We start from the raw sequence: 13,385 nt of genomic DNA, 5'->3' as shown, positions 1-13,385 counted from the left end.
GCGGTGCGGTAGCCGGCGAACCCATCCATCGCCACGACCTGCACACGGCTTCGGAAGTTCGCATCCCGCTTGTCGAGCCATTCCACGAGCGCTGCCTTCGACCGGCCCGCCACCATGTCCAACAAGCGAGCAGGCCCGGTTCCGTCGATCACCGGCGTCAGGTCCACGATCACGGTCACGAAGTCCGGATCACCCTGCCCGCGACGGTGTTTCCACTTGTGCTCGTCCACGCCTAGATAGCGGACACCGTCGAGGTGGCCGGGCTTGTCGAAGACCAACTCACTGGCGAGTGAGACGGCCAACGAGTTGACGGTGTTCCACCCCAACCCCAGCGCTCGGGCCACAGCCGAGACGGACATCTTGTCGATCGCCAGGCGCTGGAGGATCCAGCGTGCGCATCGCCGGGTGGTGGTGGCCTTCGGTGCGGCGACCGCCTCTATGCGCTGGCGGAAGATCGTGACCTCGCACCCGTCGTCGATGCAGGTGAAGCGTGGCAGCTGGATCCGCAGGCGGGTCGGGTGCCCGACCACCGGCAGGTCCGTCAGGACACGATCGACGTGGTCCCGCAGCCGCCCGGGCTGCCCGCACGTCGGGCAGGTCGGATCCGCTTCGACGGGTCGGCAGTCGATCCAGGTGCGGTCCTCGGCGATGGCGGCGCCGGTGATCGTCACCCCCAATTCGACGGTTCGGCAGATGGTGTCGGCGACGAGGGCGGTAGTGTCGGTCATGGGTCCTGTGGTCGTGAGATGAGCGTGTAGGGGCCTTCATCGTCACACCCCAGGACCCGCCTACATCTTGCGGTCCCCATTTCTCACGCTGGACACCTGTCTACGCACCGCCGATCCGGAAGAGCCGGTTTATCAGCGGGCATATGCACCCGAACTTGCGGATAGAGCATACGTATTGACGCGACTGGCCTTCGAAAAGCGAGCCGACGGGAAATTGCGAACCAAAGCGCCCGACACCGGTTTCGACGTCGGAAACTATGGAAAGGGTTCGACGCTCGCCTACCCTGTTATAGCTTTCGCCATGCGCGAGGCCGGGGACGAGGATCTCGCGGTCGCTGCGCTGTCCGACCTCCAAGAGAAGCGCGAAATCTTCGTCGATTCTCGCGGTTGGCTCACTGTGGAAGGTGCATCGAACTTGGTCCACGGTGAACTGGCTTCCGCCATGCTGGGACGAAAAGGTACGTGGCTCAACATGTTGAGCAAGGGGATGCCCGACCGTTGGGCGAACGGACCGCTCATCGAGTCGGTGCCCTACCCCGACGTACTCGTAGGGCGCGCGGTCAGCAATGACGGCGCGGACTTGGAGGCGGTTTTCCACCCAGGAACACGTGACGGGCGGCGCAGTGTCGAGGTATCCCAGCTGACACCGGGGCGCACCTACACACTGCGAGGCGCCGTCGAGGACACTACGGTTGCGTCCGACGAGGGAACCGCACGAATCGACATCGACATCGTCGGCCGCACTGAACTACACATCACTCCAGCGTGATCGTTTATGGGAGAGGAGAAGTAGATGGCGTGCTGCGTCCTGCTCACTGAGCTTTACCGCAACGTGGTGTCGAGCTGGCGGCTCTGCACGTCTCGCCGGAATGGCAGACCTACCGCAAATAGGTCGAGTCTTGCCCAAGTTGAGAGGATCTCGCTCACGCCCCGAGGGTGATTCGTCGACCGAGGGCCACTCGCCGCGCGTGGTAGGGCAGCACCGGTCGTAACAGCAGCTCGATGAAGAACCTTGTGCGCTATCGTTCGACAGCGAAGGCGGTCGATCCGCAGCAGCAACCGCACCTCGACGCGCCGCACCAAAGGGGGTGGTAGGCCGGTCTCGGCCTACCACCCCCTTTGCACGCTCGATCACGGGCGGGTCATCGTGAACCCTTCGTATTCAGCAGCGACAACCTTGTCGCATATAGCCCGATAGTTACCGACACCTGCGACATACGGCATGAAAACTCTCGGTTTTCCCGGGACGTTTGCACCGGTGTACCAAGAATTGGCTTTAGGGAACAGGGTGCTGTCGGCAATGTCGTTGACGTGCGCTACCCACGCCTCCTGCGCGTCGTCATTCGCCTCGCTCACGGTGAAGCCACTCGCGTCGAGGAATACTAGGTGATCGACGATGAACTCGACGTGCTGCTCGATGGACGTCACCACGTTACTCAATACCGATGGGCTTCCTGGACCTGTCACAAGGAACAGGTTGGGGAACCCATTTACCGCCAGACCAAGATAGGTCTTCGGGCCATTCTCCCATTGTTCCTTCAACGCGACACTATTTCGACCGCGGATGTTGATTCGTTTGAGCGAACCGGTCATTGCGTCGTACCCGGTCGCGAACACGATCTCGTCGAAATCATACTTCGACTTCTCTGTTCGTATTCCTTCCGGATCGATGGCGACGATCGGGTCCGTGCGGATGTCTACCAATGTGACGTTGTCACGGTTGTACGTCTCGTAATAGTCCGTTCCGACGCAGACACGCTTAGCGCCAACCGGAAATCCGTACGGAGTCAGCCTTTCCGCAGTCTCGGGATCGGTAACCGTCTTCCGGATCTTCTTCCGCAAGAATTCGGTCAACGTGTCGTTCGATTCTTGGTTGGTCAGAATGTCTGCGTAGGTCGCGGTTATCACCGCGCCGCCCGCCTCCCACTGCGCCTCGTACCGTGCATTGCGCTCACTCTCCGATTGGTCGAGCGCGGAAGGGAGTGTCTCCCGTCCCGGTTTCCCAGAATTGGACCATCGCGATTCGTCACGCAGGCTGGCATAGCGCGACTTGATGTCGGTGACGAATTCGGGAGTAAGTGGTGCATTACGCGCATGCACGACAAAGTTCGGGGTCCTCTGGAAAACAACGAGCTCCTCGGCATCCTGCGCAATCAAAGGAATCATCTGTACCCCTGATGATCCGGTACCTATGACCGCCACCTTCTTGCCCGTGAAGTCGACACCGTCGTGCGGCCAGGATCCGGTGTGATAGCTACCGCCGTGAAAGGTGTGCACACCTGGCATGTCGGGCATGTTTCCTGTCGACAGGCATCCGGTGGCCATAATCACGAAACGCGATGTCACAGTCACGCCTGAGTCAGTTGCCACGCTCCACAACGCAGTGGTGTCGTCGAACACGACGTCCGTGACGGAGGTGTCCAAAGTTATCGCATCGCGCAGCGACAGTTTGTCCGCCACGAATTCGAGGTAGCGCAAGATCTCGGACTGTGTGGCGCATTTCTCCGTCCAGGTCCATTCCTGCTCGATTTCAGGAGAGAAGGAGTACGAGTACCACATACTCTCCACATCACATCGCGCACCGGGGTAGCGGTTCCAGTACCACGTGCCACCGACCCCACTGGCACGTTCGAACACGTGGACGCTGAGGCCCCGCTTTCTGCACTCGTGTACGAGTTGGAGTCCAGCGAATCCGGCTCCAACTACCACCACATCGTAGTCACTCATTCTCGACTGCCTTTCTGAGTTTTCTGTCGAGCCACTCGACAATGAACGCCATGCCTTCCGCACTTCCGGGAAGGACGTTTACGAACGAGAAGAAGCCATGCATCTGCAGGGCCTCGGCAAAGTCGTATAAATCCACGTCAGATAGACAGAAGCAGTTCGACGGGGCGGCGTGGGTCTCGGCTGTGATGGCGTAACGCGGCGGCGATGCCGGCGTGGCCGGCCAACCGGAGCAATCCGATGGCGGCGTTGCGGAGAGTTGCCATCACCTGCGGCGCCGCACCGGTACGGATGGTGCAGCGGTCCTCATCGAAGGTGACATCGCGAACCCAGTGCAGTCGGTTCTCGATGGTCCAGTGCCCTCGTATCCAGGCTGCGACCTGCTGTGGATCTACCTCGGTCATCGGAAGTGAGCAGATCAGATAGACCACCTCGACACTCTTGCGGCCCCCGCGGGTGACGGTGCGCCGGACCTGCAACGCCTGCGCGGCACCAGGAAACCCGAGCCCACTGGCGTGTTCGGTGGCCTTGATGGTGCGACGTTCGAGCCGTCCGTGACCTCGTCCTGCGATCGAGGTCGACACCGGAATCGTCTTCCACGGCAGTGCCTTCAACCGCGCCAGCAACGTCGGCTGGTTCGCCTTGACGGTGAACGCGTAATGGCCACCGCGGTCGAGGATGTACTGTGCGGTGCCGCGCTGGCAGTGCAGGGCGTCGGCGGTGACGACGGCATCGGCGATCTCGAGGGGGTCGAGCAGGTCGGTCAGCAGTGGAATCTCGTTGGTCTTCGCGCCGACCTCCACCTGCCCGAGCACCACACCCACGTCGTGATCGAGGGCGGCCAGCAGGTGTGTGAGGTGACCGGCGGTGTCTTTCGCTCCGCGCAGAGTCTTGCCGTCGACTGCGATGATCCTCCTGCCATCGATCACATTGGTCTGCAACCACATCCACGTGCCGAGCACTCGGTCGAGGACGGCCGCGTCGACTCGCGCCAGGGTGCGGCGGATCGTCGATTCACTCGGCACAACAGCAGATACTCCGAGTCTGCCCAGCGCCTCGGCGGGTGCGTCGTGCACCCATTCGGCGATCGCGGTGAACGAGCGGGCACCTGCACAAGTCGCGGCCAGAGCGAGCGCGAGGATCACCGGAAAACGATGCCGGACCCCGCGACGGTGACGTGGATCGGGCACCGTGGCGAGCAGGTCGAGGACCCCGGTGTCGGGGGCCGGTGACGCGCCGAGGGACGGTCCGCTGTCGCACACGGCGATGGGAATGGGAGATGATGGGATGGCGGGCACGGCTCGTTCCTGGTGGTGGTGCTGGTGTAGGAACTTGAATCATCGCCGTAGCGACCGTGCCCGCCCTCGATCACCGCCTCTTCGGCGTGTCACCCACACACAAAACCACCGGTCAGGACCAGGTTGTCACGACTTTGCCGGAACCCTGCATGCATCTGGCCGTCAAATCTGCGAAGATCGACCTCCACACCCGACTCGGACAAACGTCTGGCGTACGCCTCCCCTTCGTCTCGAAGAGGATCGTGTTCCGCAGTCAACACCAAAGCCGGCGCCACACCGGCCAACGAGGGTGCCCGCAACGGTGATGCCTCAGGGTGCTGCCGCTTCCCTACATCCCCGATGTAGTGGTTCCAGAACCACATCATTCCGGGACGCGACAACATCAGCTGGTTCTCCGGGGCAGTGAAGGAATCCGTGTCGAAGTTCGAATCCGTCACGGGATACACGAGGACTTGAAGGGCGACGCTTACATCGGGATCGCGGACCGAACGGATGGCGCACACGGCAGCAAGATTGCCGCCGGCACTGTCGCCTGCAATGATCAATGGCAATGTCCGACCACCGGATATTTCGTTTTGATTTCTCGATGCCCACTTCAGCGCACTCCAAGCGTCTTCCACCGCCGTTGGGAAAGGGTGTTCCGGGGCCTTCCTATAGTCGACCAGGAGGACCGTGGCTCCGGATGCCTGGGCGAGTTGTCTACCGAGCGTGTCATATTCGTCGATGTTTCCTGTGACCCAGCCACCACCGTGCAGATACACGACAATTGCGCTGGGATCTGGACAGGGGACCAGCCAACGTGCGCGGAAATTGCCCCCAGCAGAACTCTCGATCGTCACATCGTCGATGCGGGCCATGTCGGGGCCTGCGCCGTACATCTCCTTCAACGCACCACCCAACTGGCGCACCTCGACCGGAGTCATCTCCCATACCGGGCACCTGCCTCGTTTGGCCATCTTCTGGACGAATTCGGCTGTCGCCTTGTCCAGCGCCATGGACTCACCTCTTCCGTATCGCGCCACCTGCTGGTTCGGCCTCAAGCCGATTGCTGGGTAGTGACACCGATCACGAACACTAACCGCAGCGGAGCTGATTCCCCAACCATCAGTCAGCAAAATTGGCGAACTAAGTGCTCTCTTCTGACCTACCGAGCGAGTAGTTTTTACCGAATGACCGGTTCTCGCAGAATGATTGCACTTTGAGTGCTACCATTTCAAAGAAAAGAGTTAACTCTTCAATGCACACTACGGAGGGCCGTCGTCGAGATCTCGACAGACCGCGAACCCCCGTCGATGGGTCCGCGATCAGGCACCCTGTTTCAAAAAATAGACTGAAGACCTGTCGCGCGACGACGCTCCGCCCATGAGTTCGCGGTAGTCGACCAGCGGCCTACCTGCGCGCGTCACGTGGTTGCCAACACCTCGAGTATCTGCAACTCCCGCTCGATGTGACTTTGGAGCGACCGAAGGACAGTGTCCCGGTGATCGCTGCCCCCTCTCCACGAAGGCATCCATAGAACGTGGAACATCACCGTTCCGATTACGGACTCGGCGAACATAGTCGCAGTCTGACCATCACCCGCCAGTCCCGCACTGTCCAGACGGCATCCACAATTCCCGCTCCTCCAAGTGGGCGCGAGCAGCAGCGGGGTGGTCCGGATGCGCCTGCGCCCACCGCGTCTTCTGCTCCAGCAACCTGGCTGTGACATACCAGGTTTCCGCTGAGCGCGGCGGATGAACGGCCACCGTCCGCGCGAGTCGACGAAGCTGTTCAGCCTGAAGTGACAGCAGGTCGGCCGGGGTGAGACCCCGATCCCAGAGGTACCGGGCGAGGTGGATCGCTTTGGTGCGTCGCTGTCCTTCGGCGTGGCTCGTGTGTGCGAAGTCCGCGGCCATGGCGGTCACCGGTGTCGCTTCGGGTAATGCTTGCGGCGCTCGGCCGCGGTCAGCCCACCCCAGATCCCGAACCGCTCATCATGGGCAAGCGCCTCGGCGAGGCAGGCGTCCCGGACTTCGCATCCAGAGCACACCCGCTTCGCCGGGCGGCCGTTCTCCCCCGTCTCGGGGAAGAACGCTTCCGGATCGGTCACCCGGCACAGCGCGAAGTCTCGCCACTGCGGAGCGTCCAAGGCCATCCTGGGCCGTGTGTCGGTATCGGTCATCTCGCTCATCTCCCTTGTCCCAGATGGGTGTTTCGGTGGGGCAGACGGTATCCCCTGACCTGGACTACGCGACTCGACTTCGCATCACGGCCGTCACGCCGTGATCGATGTCCCCCGCCACGACATTCGTGTCCTCTCCGAAGCGGCCTTATCCCGTCATGAGGAGGAAGATCCGAGATCGATGAGTTGAGTGACATCGCACGGAGAACATGCGCCGAACCGGTACGCGCACAACACTCATCGAGGTAGGTGGAGTTGCCTCATTCGGGTCGGGTGCATGTACGGCGGCCGCAGACCGGCCAACCCGAACCCGGCCGATTCCGGTTCCAAGCGATCCGGCACGCAGGCCGGTGGTGTGGTGCGCCCGAGAGTACCGTCGCTATGCAGGTGCGCCGACGCCCACCGGTCTGCGGCGGGGCAGTGTTCGAACTCCCACCGCAGAACCCGGCCCTCACCATGGGCCCGCTTCTTCCCGATGACATCCAGGCCACCCAGGATCGTGGCGACGGCGTCGAGATCTCCGACTCCGCGCCAGGTGACCGTGCGAGTGCTGGTGATCATCAGGGGCATGTAGCGAGCCCGGTAGCGACCCTGCCGATCCGAGATCACCGCCGGCAGCGTGCGACTGAGTTGCTCGAGCCCGCGGTGATCGGCCCGCGACGCCCAATGCCGCACCACGGGATCACCGGCCGGGTCCTCGGGGAACGAGCACGTCGCACACCAATGCCAGTCCGCGCCGGCGAGCTCGCACCGCGCCAGTGGCAGCTCGAGATCCGGCGGGACGCACGCGGGTGTCAGCGCCGGCACATACTCGCCTCGGCCCCATGCCGCGGCCTTGTGATCGGCCCACAGTTCGGCGGCGAGGATCCCGTCGAGACTGATTCCCCACGGCGTCGCGTGCGCCAGTCCCGACGACAGGTGCGCCCGCACCAGGAACGGTGCCATCTCCTCGGTGCCCGTCATGTCAGCCAGCACAATGCTGCGATGACCTCATCGCGCAGTGGCGTCAGCTCGACGCGCCAGTCCACTGACTGCGGGTCCGGGCCGGCCAACACCACCCGATCCGATTCGGCGCGGACCCGTCCGTGACCTATCGCGCTGCGCCCTCCGAGGAATCCGTCACGCGCGAATCTGCCCCACACATCGGTGAAGAACGAGATTTCGAGTTCGGTGGCCCGGTCCAGCCGCAAGAAGGTTTCGAAACGGGTTCCCGCGGGAAGTGTCTCGACCTCGAATCGCATCAGCATCGACGAGCCGGCATCTTTGCCGGCTCCGCGCCCCGCGGAGGATTCGGGGAACGTCCGGGTGTCGGTGTCGTCGAATCGGCTGTAGCTCTCCAGGGAGACCAACTCGAACTGACTCATCAGCCGGCCGTCATACGCCCGGGTCATGATCGTCTCGGTCTCACGCACCCGCGGGATGACCTTGCCCACCTTCAGACATCCATCGATCGGTGGCTGGCCTCCGCCGTTGCCGCCGAACACCCCGATCGGGGGAACCAGCTCCCGCAGTCGCTGCCGCCGGCGCCCGGTCAGACCGTCGCCGGTGACCTTCGTCAGAGAGCCGCCGTTGCGTAGCGCGTGCGCGGCCGAGAGCGGGATCTGCCCCTCGTAGCTGATGACGTCGCGGAACAGCTCCTCGGCGATCCTGCGCAACCCGCCGCGCAGGGAGTTCCCGGACACGATCGGCACCAGCACCGGCTTTCCGTCCGGCTGGATCACCGGCTCGCGCCGGAATAGTGTCGTCGTCGTTCCGGAGTCCTCCCCCTTCTGGGAGATCGAGGACAGCGCGGTCAGCTCGACATCCCAGCGCACCGTCGACCTCATCATCTTTTCCTTCCCGCAGTGCGGGCGGCGGCCACGGCTTCGGCGACGATCCGTGTGCGCAGCACGTACGACGTGGGACGCTCACGCAGCAACGTCAGCACCGGCTCGGACTCCTCACGCAGCAATGTCGCCAGCTCCAGCCGTTGGTCGGTGTTCTTTGGTTCCGATTCGAGGGACCGGGAGACCACCGACCACCACCGGTCGAGATCGCCGCCACCGATATAGGTGGCGACCCGAACACGGTTCGGCAGGTGTTGGGTCCAGTACGTTTCCCGCCGCCGTCCGACCCATCCCGAATCCCAGTCGATCCCGTAGTGCAGCAACAGCAGCAGGCGTTCAGCTGTCGACGCCGGACCGTCGAGCGGCGGCAGCCCCGCCGGTGCGGCCGCGAGCCATCGATCGGTCGGGCTGGTCATGTCGTTCCCTTCGCGCTCGCCGACACGGTGGCTCGCAGCGCGAGCTCCCACCACTGCCCGATCTGGCGGTACGGGGCGAGACGGTCCCAGTCCGTCAAGACCGCCGGCCACCGCCTGGGGGCGACCTGGGCGAGCACCGGATACGGGGCCGCAGGCTCGGCGAGCATCCGGGCACCGAACCCCAGCGCCCGCAGCCGGCGCATCGCTGTCACCGCCGCGACATCACGCGCAGTCCAGGGCAGGGACGTGTCGTCGACAGCAATCGAGCCCCACCGCGCGTGCGGCAGGATGTGCTTTCGGCCGGGCCGCAAGGGCACCACCACGGCGGTATCCGGCTCGAGGGGCCGCGACAAGATCCGTTCGAGGTCCGCCGCGGTCACTGCCCTCATTGCTGGTCGGGTGGTGACCACATGCATGCTTCTGCGCAGATACGGGTGCTGGTAGGCCCAGGCGCAGGACGTGCACAGCCCACCCTCCGCGGGTGCTTTCCAGCAGTCGTAACCCGTGAACGTTCGGGAGACCACCTTGGTCACCGCCTCCACCGGAACCGGAGATGCCGCGCATCGCGCGCACCGGCCCACCCTCGCGGGCTCGACTGCCTCGCGCGTGTTCGTCGACGCGAATGCCGCGGCGACGACGTCCTGCCGGCCGGCCACCTCGCACAGTTTCCCCACACCACACTCCTCACATGTCCAGGCGACTTCACAACGCCCCTACGACTGGAGGAAGATCCGCCGGGCGGGCACTGTGTGACAGAAGCTGCGAGATCTCGATACCGGACAACTGTGAGGAGGGCGTGTGGTGGGCAAGCCCGAACCCGACGGCCTGGACCTGAACACTCTCCGGGCACTGCGCCGGCCCCGCCGCGACCTCGGGGCCCTCACCGGGCGCATCGCCGGGCATCTCGACGACCACGATGGATACCTTGCCTTCTCCGGCGGCAAGGACTCACTCGTCGCACTGCACCTCACCCTGCAGGTCGAACCGAACATCCCCGTCGTGTTCTTCGACTCCGGCCTCGAGTATCCCGAGACCTACAGCTACATCACCGCACTCGCCGACAGCTGGAACCTGAACCTCGAACCCCACCGGGCCGACCCACCACTGCTGACCGTCCTCGCGCAGTCCGGCGAATGGGACCACCAACAGCCCACGCGAGCCACGAGCCAGAAACTGCGTGACATCCTCATCGGTGCCCCCTCCCGCGCGGCGCACGCGGCGCACGGGCCAGGTGAAATCTGGGGTGTACGCGCCGACGAATCCCCGAAAGGGACCGGACGCTGGTCGCTGTACTACAACGCACTCAGCAGCCACGTCACACGCGACTGTGACGGCTGCTGCACCAACACCACCGAGCAACGCCGACACCACGGCGGTCTCATCGACCGAGCCGACGGAACACATGTCTTCGGGCCCATCTGGGACTGGAGCGTCGAGGAGATCTGGGCCTACATCGCCCACCACCAGCTACCGGTGAACCCCGTCTACGACACACTTCGCCGACTCGGCACCCCCGAGCGGCACCTGCGGGTCTCGCACATGCTCGACGGTGCCTTCCTCGAACACGGTCGCATCACCCGCCTGCGCCGTGGATGGCCGGCACTGTTCGAAGAACTCGCCCACATCCTCCCCCGGATCCGCGAATTCGTCTGATGGCGAGCGGGTATCACGGGACCGACCCACGAGAGCCAGCGCGGTGTCGCGTCGCTGTGGACCTCCGCCGACCCAGCCACAACCGGTGTCGTGACTGTGGTTTCCGCCGCGACACCGCGGAAGATCTCACCGATCACACCGCGGCCGGATTCACGTATCGTCCCATTCGAGTCCGAGCAGACGCATCGCCCCGGCAAGGAGACTGCTACCGACCCGCCTCGAGATGTGCGGCACGGTGGACTACGCCGGCAAGTGGGAGGTAGCGGCGGAGTCCATGGTGGCCGATGGCGCCGAGGTGCCCTCCGCGATGCCGAGCAGGACGGTGCGGGCGGCCGCGGCGTCGCTGCGGGCCCGGTGGCCGCCATCGAGCCGAATGCTCTTCTCGATGCCCTCGGCCTGCGATCGCATCCGCATGATGCATCCCCACATCTCGGGGTCGGCGAGGTGCGCAGGGTCGAGACCGTGTCGAGCACAGTCATGGAGAACGCGACCCTGATCGAACTGACTGTTGTAGCTGAGGGTCACTCGCCCAGCGGTCACCGCAATCAGAGCCTGGTGGACCGTAGCCCAGCCGGGGGCGCCGATCAGATCGGCCGGGGCAATTCCGTGCACGGCGTAGGCGTCCGGGTGGATCGGAACTTCGCCGGGATCGACGAGGGTATCGAGCAGCGGATCCCCGGTGGCGGCGTCCAGAACGCAGATTTCGATGATGCTGCCGTCCAAATTGGTCGATTCAACGTCCAGCACTGCTGCCCGGCCGGGGACGAGCATGCCCCGTGCCCATTGCTGCGGAGACGTCTGTGTACTGGTCATGCCACCTCTTTTCTCGTGATCATCGTGACGGCACCCTCTGACATGTGGTTCGTGACTTCGGCTCCTATGCCGCCCCGAAGAAGTTCCTGTAGCGCTCGGGCCACGCCACCGGACTGCTTCCTAGCTGTAGGAATGCTCTGGTTCGCGTTCGCGGGAGATCTGCCCGTCGGTGCTCGGCGGCTGAGCGCCTTGCTGCGGTGCAGCAGCATCGGCGACGTCGGTCGTCTCGGTCGCGTCCTTGCTGGCGCCACCGCGCGTGGCCTTATTGGAGGTGTTCTTCCGCTTCTTCGGGGCGGTGTAGCCCATGGCTGCGAGCTCTTTGGCCGTCCATCCGCCTTCGATCGCCCTCTCGTGGGCCGTCCTGATTGCGTCCACGGCTGCCTCGCGTGCGGCATCGAGTGCGGCGAGCTCTTCCACTGCTTCCCCGATGGCTCCGACAAGCGCGACTCGTGTTTCGATTGCCTTCTGCGCCAGTGCTTCCGCATTCTTTCGTGCGGTCTCGATTGCCTTCTTGTGGGCTGCTGGCGTAATGGTCATGGGGCACTGTCTCCTTCGTCTCTGCGGTCGTGCCGCACGTCGCGACACGACCTGTGGCCGGTCTGGGTCTCTAGTGGCGATCGTATTGTTCCGCTTCGGGATCAAGCACAGGGCACCGTCCCCGATGGTGCCGGTTGGGGTCACAGGAAGCGGGCGGGCACCAGGCCCGGACGGACGGCGCTGATCTGGACGCGCTGCCCGGTCTGCGGGGCCTCGAGCATTTTTCCGCCACCGAGGTAGATTGCGACGTGGTTGGCTCCGTCTGCCTGCCAGTTCCCGAACAGCAGGTCACCGGGCTGGGCGTGGTCCATGCTGATCTGCTGGCCGGCCCGGAACTGTTCCTGTGAGGTGCGCGGCAAGACCGTCGTGCCACCGGTACCGATGTAGTAGGCGAAGCGCGTGAGCCCGGAGCAGTCGTAGCCGGCGGTCGCTCCTCCGGTGCCGTCGCCCATCGACGGTCCGGTGAGAAGGCCTCCGCCCCATTGGTAGGGCAATCCGATCGCCCGCATCGCCGCGTCGATGACCGCATGCGCGAACTCGAGGTTGCGGGGAAAGCGGGGATCGAAGGTCAGCTCGCGCACTGCGGTCGGGGCCAGCATTCCCGTCAGGGAGGGGATGCCGGCCGCAGTGGTGGGTGCTCCGCCGACGACAGGAGACAGAAATACCGGATTCGTCTCCTGCTGCGGAGCCGATGACGGTGCCGGAGCTGCGGGTCCTGCCGGGTCGGTGACACCGCCGCCGGGCCCGGGTTCCGGACCGGGGGCGGGCAGGACCACCTCGGGAATCAGGCCCTGCGCCTCGGGCGGGAGCTGTTCCCTGGCGCCTGAAGCGGCATCGAGGACTTCCGGTGGAATAGCGTCCTCGATCTCGGCTTGCCACTGCGCGGGTAACTGCGCCTGCGCCTGCTGTACGGCCCGGGCCGCGTCGTCGAGATAGGGCTGCGGGTCCGGGACATACGGGGCGAGAGCGGGCGGCAGGTCCTGTGCGACCGCCGTGACGCTGTCGGTGATCGCCGGGTCCACTCCGCCGCCCTGGGCAGCTGATGCGCCGGCCACTGCGACGCCGACGATGATCGATACGAAATCCATGATGTCTCCTGCGCCGTGGGTGTGGCGGCCAAGGGCGGAAGTTGTCTCGATGACCGCGAAGAGGGTCGTGCGATCACCGACAGTAGAGAGGGACCTGGACAACTCGGGCCGAACACACCACCGGGGCAACCCAGTCGGGCA

14 protein-coding genes are annotated in these 13,385 nt (G+C 64.4%); 2 read left to right on the top strand and 12 right to left on the bottom strand.

Annotated elements, in window-relative coordinates:
- Positions 1-728, bottom strand: a 728-nt coding sequence (locus tag P3H15_RS31500) for a transposase (protein WP_276140797.1), incomplete at its 3' end; no start/stop codon positions are given.
- 67 nt (positions 729-795) lie between these two features.
- On the opposite strand from P3H15_RS31500, the gene P3H15_RS31495 reads away from it, so the two are divergent.
- Positions 796-1,497 carry a hypothetical protein gene (locus P3H15_RS31495; RefSeq protein WP_276140796.1) on the top strand — a complete coding sequence of 234 codons (702 nt, stop codon included), beginning with the start codon at positions 796-798 and terminating at the stop codon, positions 1,495-1,497.
- A 362-nt stretch (positions 1,498-1,859) separates the two neighbouring features.
- Here P3H15_RS31495 and P3H15_RS31490 read toward each other — a convergent pair whose 3' ends face one another.
- The 8 genes from P3H15_RS31490 to P3H15_RS31455 all read right to left on the bottom strand — a co-directional run bounded on the left by P3H15_RS31490 (position 1,860) and on the right by P3H15_RS31455 (position 9,827).
- On the bottom strand, positions 1,860-3,455 hold the full coding sequence (locus tag P3H15_RS31490) for an NAD(P)/FAD-dependent oxidoreductase (protein ID WP_276140795.1): 1,596 nt from the start codon (positions 3,453-3,455) through the stop codon (positions 1,860-1,862).
- A gap of 137 nt (positions 3,456-3,592) precedes the next feature.
- Entirely contained in the window at positions 3,593-4,750 is a 1,158-nt protein-coding gene (locus tag P3H15_RS31485; protein ID WP_276140794.1) for an ISAs1 family transposase, read from the bottom strand.
- An 89-nt stretch (positions 4,751-4,839) separates the two neighbouring features.
- Positions 4,840-5,745 carry an alpha/beta hydrolase gene (locus P3H15_RS31480; RefSeq protein WP_276140793.1) on the bottom strand — a complete coding sequence of 302 codons (906 nt, stop codon included), beginning with the start codon at positions 5,743-5,745 and terminating at the stop codon, positions 4,840-4,842.
- 905 nt (positions 5,746-6,650) lie between these two features.
- Positions 6,651-6,920: a WhiB family transcriptional regulator gene (locus P3H15_RS31475; RefSeq protein ID WP_072948860.1), complete on the bottom strand. Its 270-nt coding sequence runs from the start codon at positions 6,918-6,920 to the stop codon at positions 6,651-6,653.
- 228 nt (positions 6,921-7,148) lie between these two features.
- Positions 7,149-7,874, bottom strand: a complete 726-nt coding sequence (locus P3H15_RS31470; protein WP_276140791.1) for a hypothetical protein — start codon at positions 7,872-7,874, stop codon at positions 7,149-7,151.
- Positions 7,871-8,740 carry an RAMP superfamily CRISPR-associated protein gene (locus P3H15_RS31465; protein ID WP_276140790.1) on the bottom strand — a complete coding sequence of 290 codons (870 nt, stop codon included), beginning with the start codon at positions 8,738-8,740 and terminating at the stop codon, positions 7,871-7,873. The genes P3H15_RS31470 and P3H15_RS31465 overlap by 4 nt, the downstream gene beginning before the upstream one ends.
- The gene (locus P3H15_RS31460; protein WP_276140789.1) at positions 8,737-9,153 is read right to left on the bottom strand and encodes a hypothetical protein; all 417 of its coding nucleotides are present in this window, start codon (positions 9,151-9,153) and stop codon (positions 8,737-8,739) included. Before P3H15_RS31460 ends, P3H15_RS31465 begins: the two co-directional genes overlap by 4 nt.
- The gene (locus tag P3H15_RS31455; protein ID WP_276140788.1) at positions 9,150-9,827 is read right to left on the bottom strand and encodes a hypothetical protein; all 678 of its coding nucleotides are present in this window, start codon (positions 9,825-9,827) and stop codon (positions 9,150-9,152) included. The genes P3H15_RS31460 and P3H15_RS31455 overlap by 4 nt, the downstream gene beginning before the upstream one ends.
- A gap of 124 nt (positions 9,828-9,951) precedes the next feature.
- Between P3H15_RS31455 and P3H15_RS31450 the strand changes: the two genes are divergently transcribed.
- Positions 9,952-10,806 (top strand): phosphoadenosine phosphosulfate reductase family protein, encoded by an 855-nt coding sequence (locus P3H15_RS31450; RefSeq protein ID WP_276140787.1) that lies wholly within the window; start codon positions 9,952-9,954, stop codon positions 10,804-10,806.
- 240 nt (positions 10,807-11,046) lie between these two features.
- Here P3H15_RS31450 and P3H15_RS31445 read toward each other — a convergent pair whose 3' ends face one another.
- The 3 genes from P3H15_RS31445 to P3H15_RS31435 form a co-directional block, all read right to left on the bottom strand.
- Complete coding sequence (locus P3H15_RS31445) at positions 11,047-11,619, bottom strand: 3'-5' exonuclease (protein WP_276140786.1); 573 nt, start codon at positions 11,617-11,619, stop codon at positions 11,047-11,049.
- A gap of 120 nt (positions 11,620-11,739) precedes the next feature.
- A complete protein-coding gene (locus P3H15_RS31440; RefSeq protein WP_276140785.1) occupies positions 11,740-12,156 on the bottom strand; it encodes a hypothetical protein in 417 nt (138 codons plus the stop codon).
- Positions 12,157-12,296: 140 nt separating this feature from the next.
- Positions 12,297-13,244 (bottom strand): C40 family peptidase, encoded by a 948-nt coding sequence (locus P3H15_RS31435; protein ID WP_276140784.1) that lies wholly within the window; start codon positions 13,242-13,244, stop codon positions 12,297-12,299.
- Positions 13,245-13,385: the final 141 nt, after the last annotated feature.

The sequence above is a fragment of the Rhodococcus sp. T2V genome (assembly GCF_029269925.1).
Lineage (GTDB): Bacteria > Actinomycetota > Actinomycetes > Mycobacteriales > Mycobacteriaceae > Rhodococcus_F > Rhodococcus_F koreensis.
Note: the sequence above shows the minus strand (reverse complement) of the source record. Positions and strands in the feature narration are given on the sequence as shown.

Bases quoted from the DNA above. Each gene is read 5' to 3' on its own strand.
- P3H15_RS31490 (WP_276140795.1), bottom strand. From the start codon at position 3,455: ATGAGTGACTACGATGTGGTGGTAGTTGGAGCCGGATTCGCTGGACTC.
- P3H15_RS31480 (WP_276140793.1), bottom strand. From the start codon at position 5,745: ATGGCGCTGGACAAGGCGACAGCCGAATTCGTCCAGAAGATGGCCAAA.
- P3H15_RS31475 (WP_072948860.1), bottom strand. From the start codon at position 6,920: ATGAGCGAGATGACCGATACCGACACACGGCCCAGGATGGCCTTGGAC.
- P3H15_RS31470 (WP_276140791.1), bottom strand. From the start codon at position 7,874: ATGACGGGCACCGAGGAGATGGCACCGTTCCTGGTGCGGGCGCACCTG.
- P3H15_RS31465 (WP_276140790.1), bottom strand. From the start codon at position 8,740: ATGATGAGGTCGACGGTGCGCTGGGATGTCGAGCTGACCGCGCTGTCC.
- P3H15_RS31460 (WP_276140789.1), bottom strand. From the start codon at position 9,153: ATGACCAGCCCGACCGATCGATGGCTCGCGGCCGCACCGGCGGGGCTG.
- P3H15_RS31445 (WP_276140786.1), bottom strand. From the start codon at position 11,619: ATGACCAGTACACAGACGTCTCCGCAGCAATGGGCACGGGGCATGCTC.
- P3H15_RS31440 (WP_276140785.1), bottom strand. From the start codon at position 12,156: ATGACCATTACGCCAGCAGCCCACAAGAAGGCAATCGAGACCGCACGA.
- P3H15_RS31435 (WP_276140784.1), bottom strand. From the start codon at position 13,244: ATGGATTTCGTATCGATCATCGTCGGCGTCGCAGTGGCCGGCGCATCA.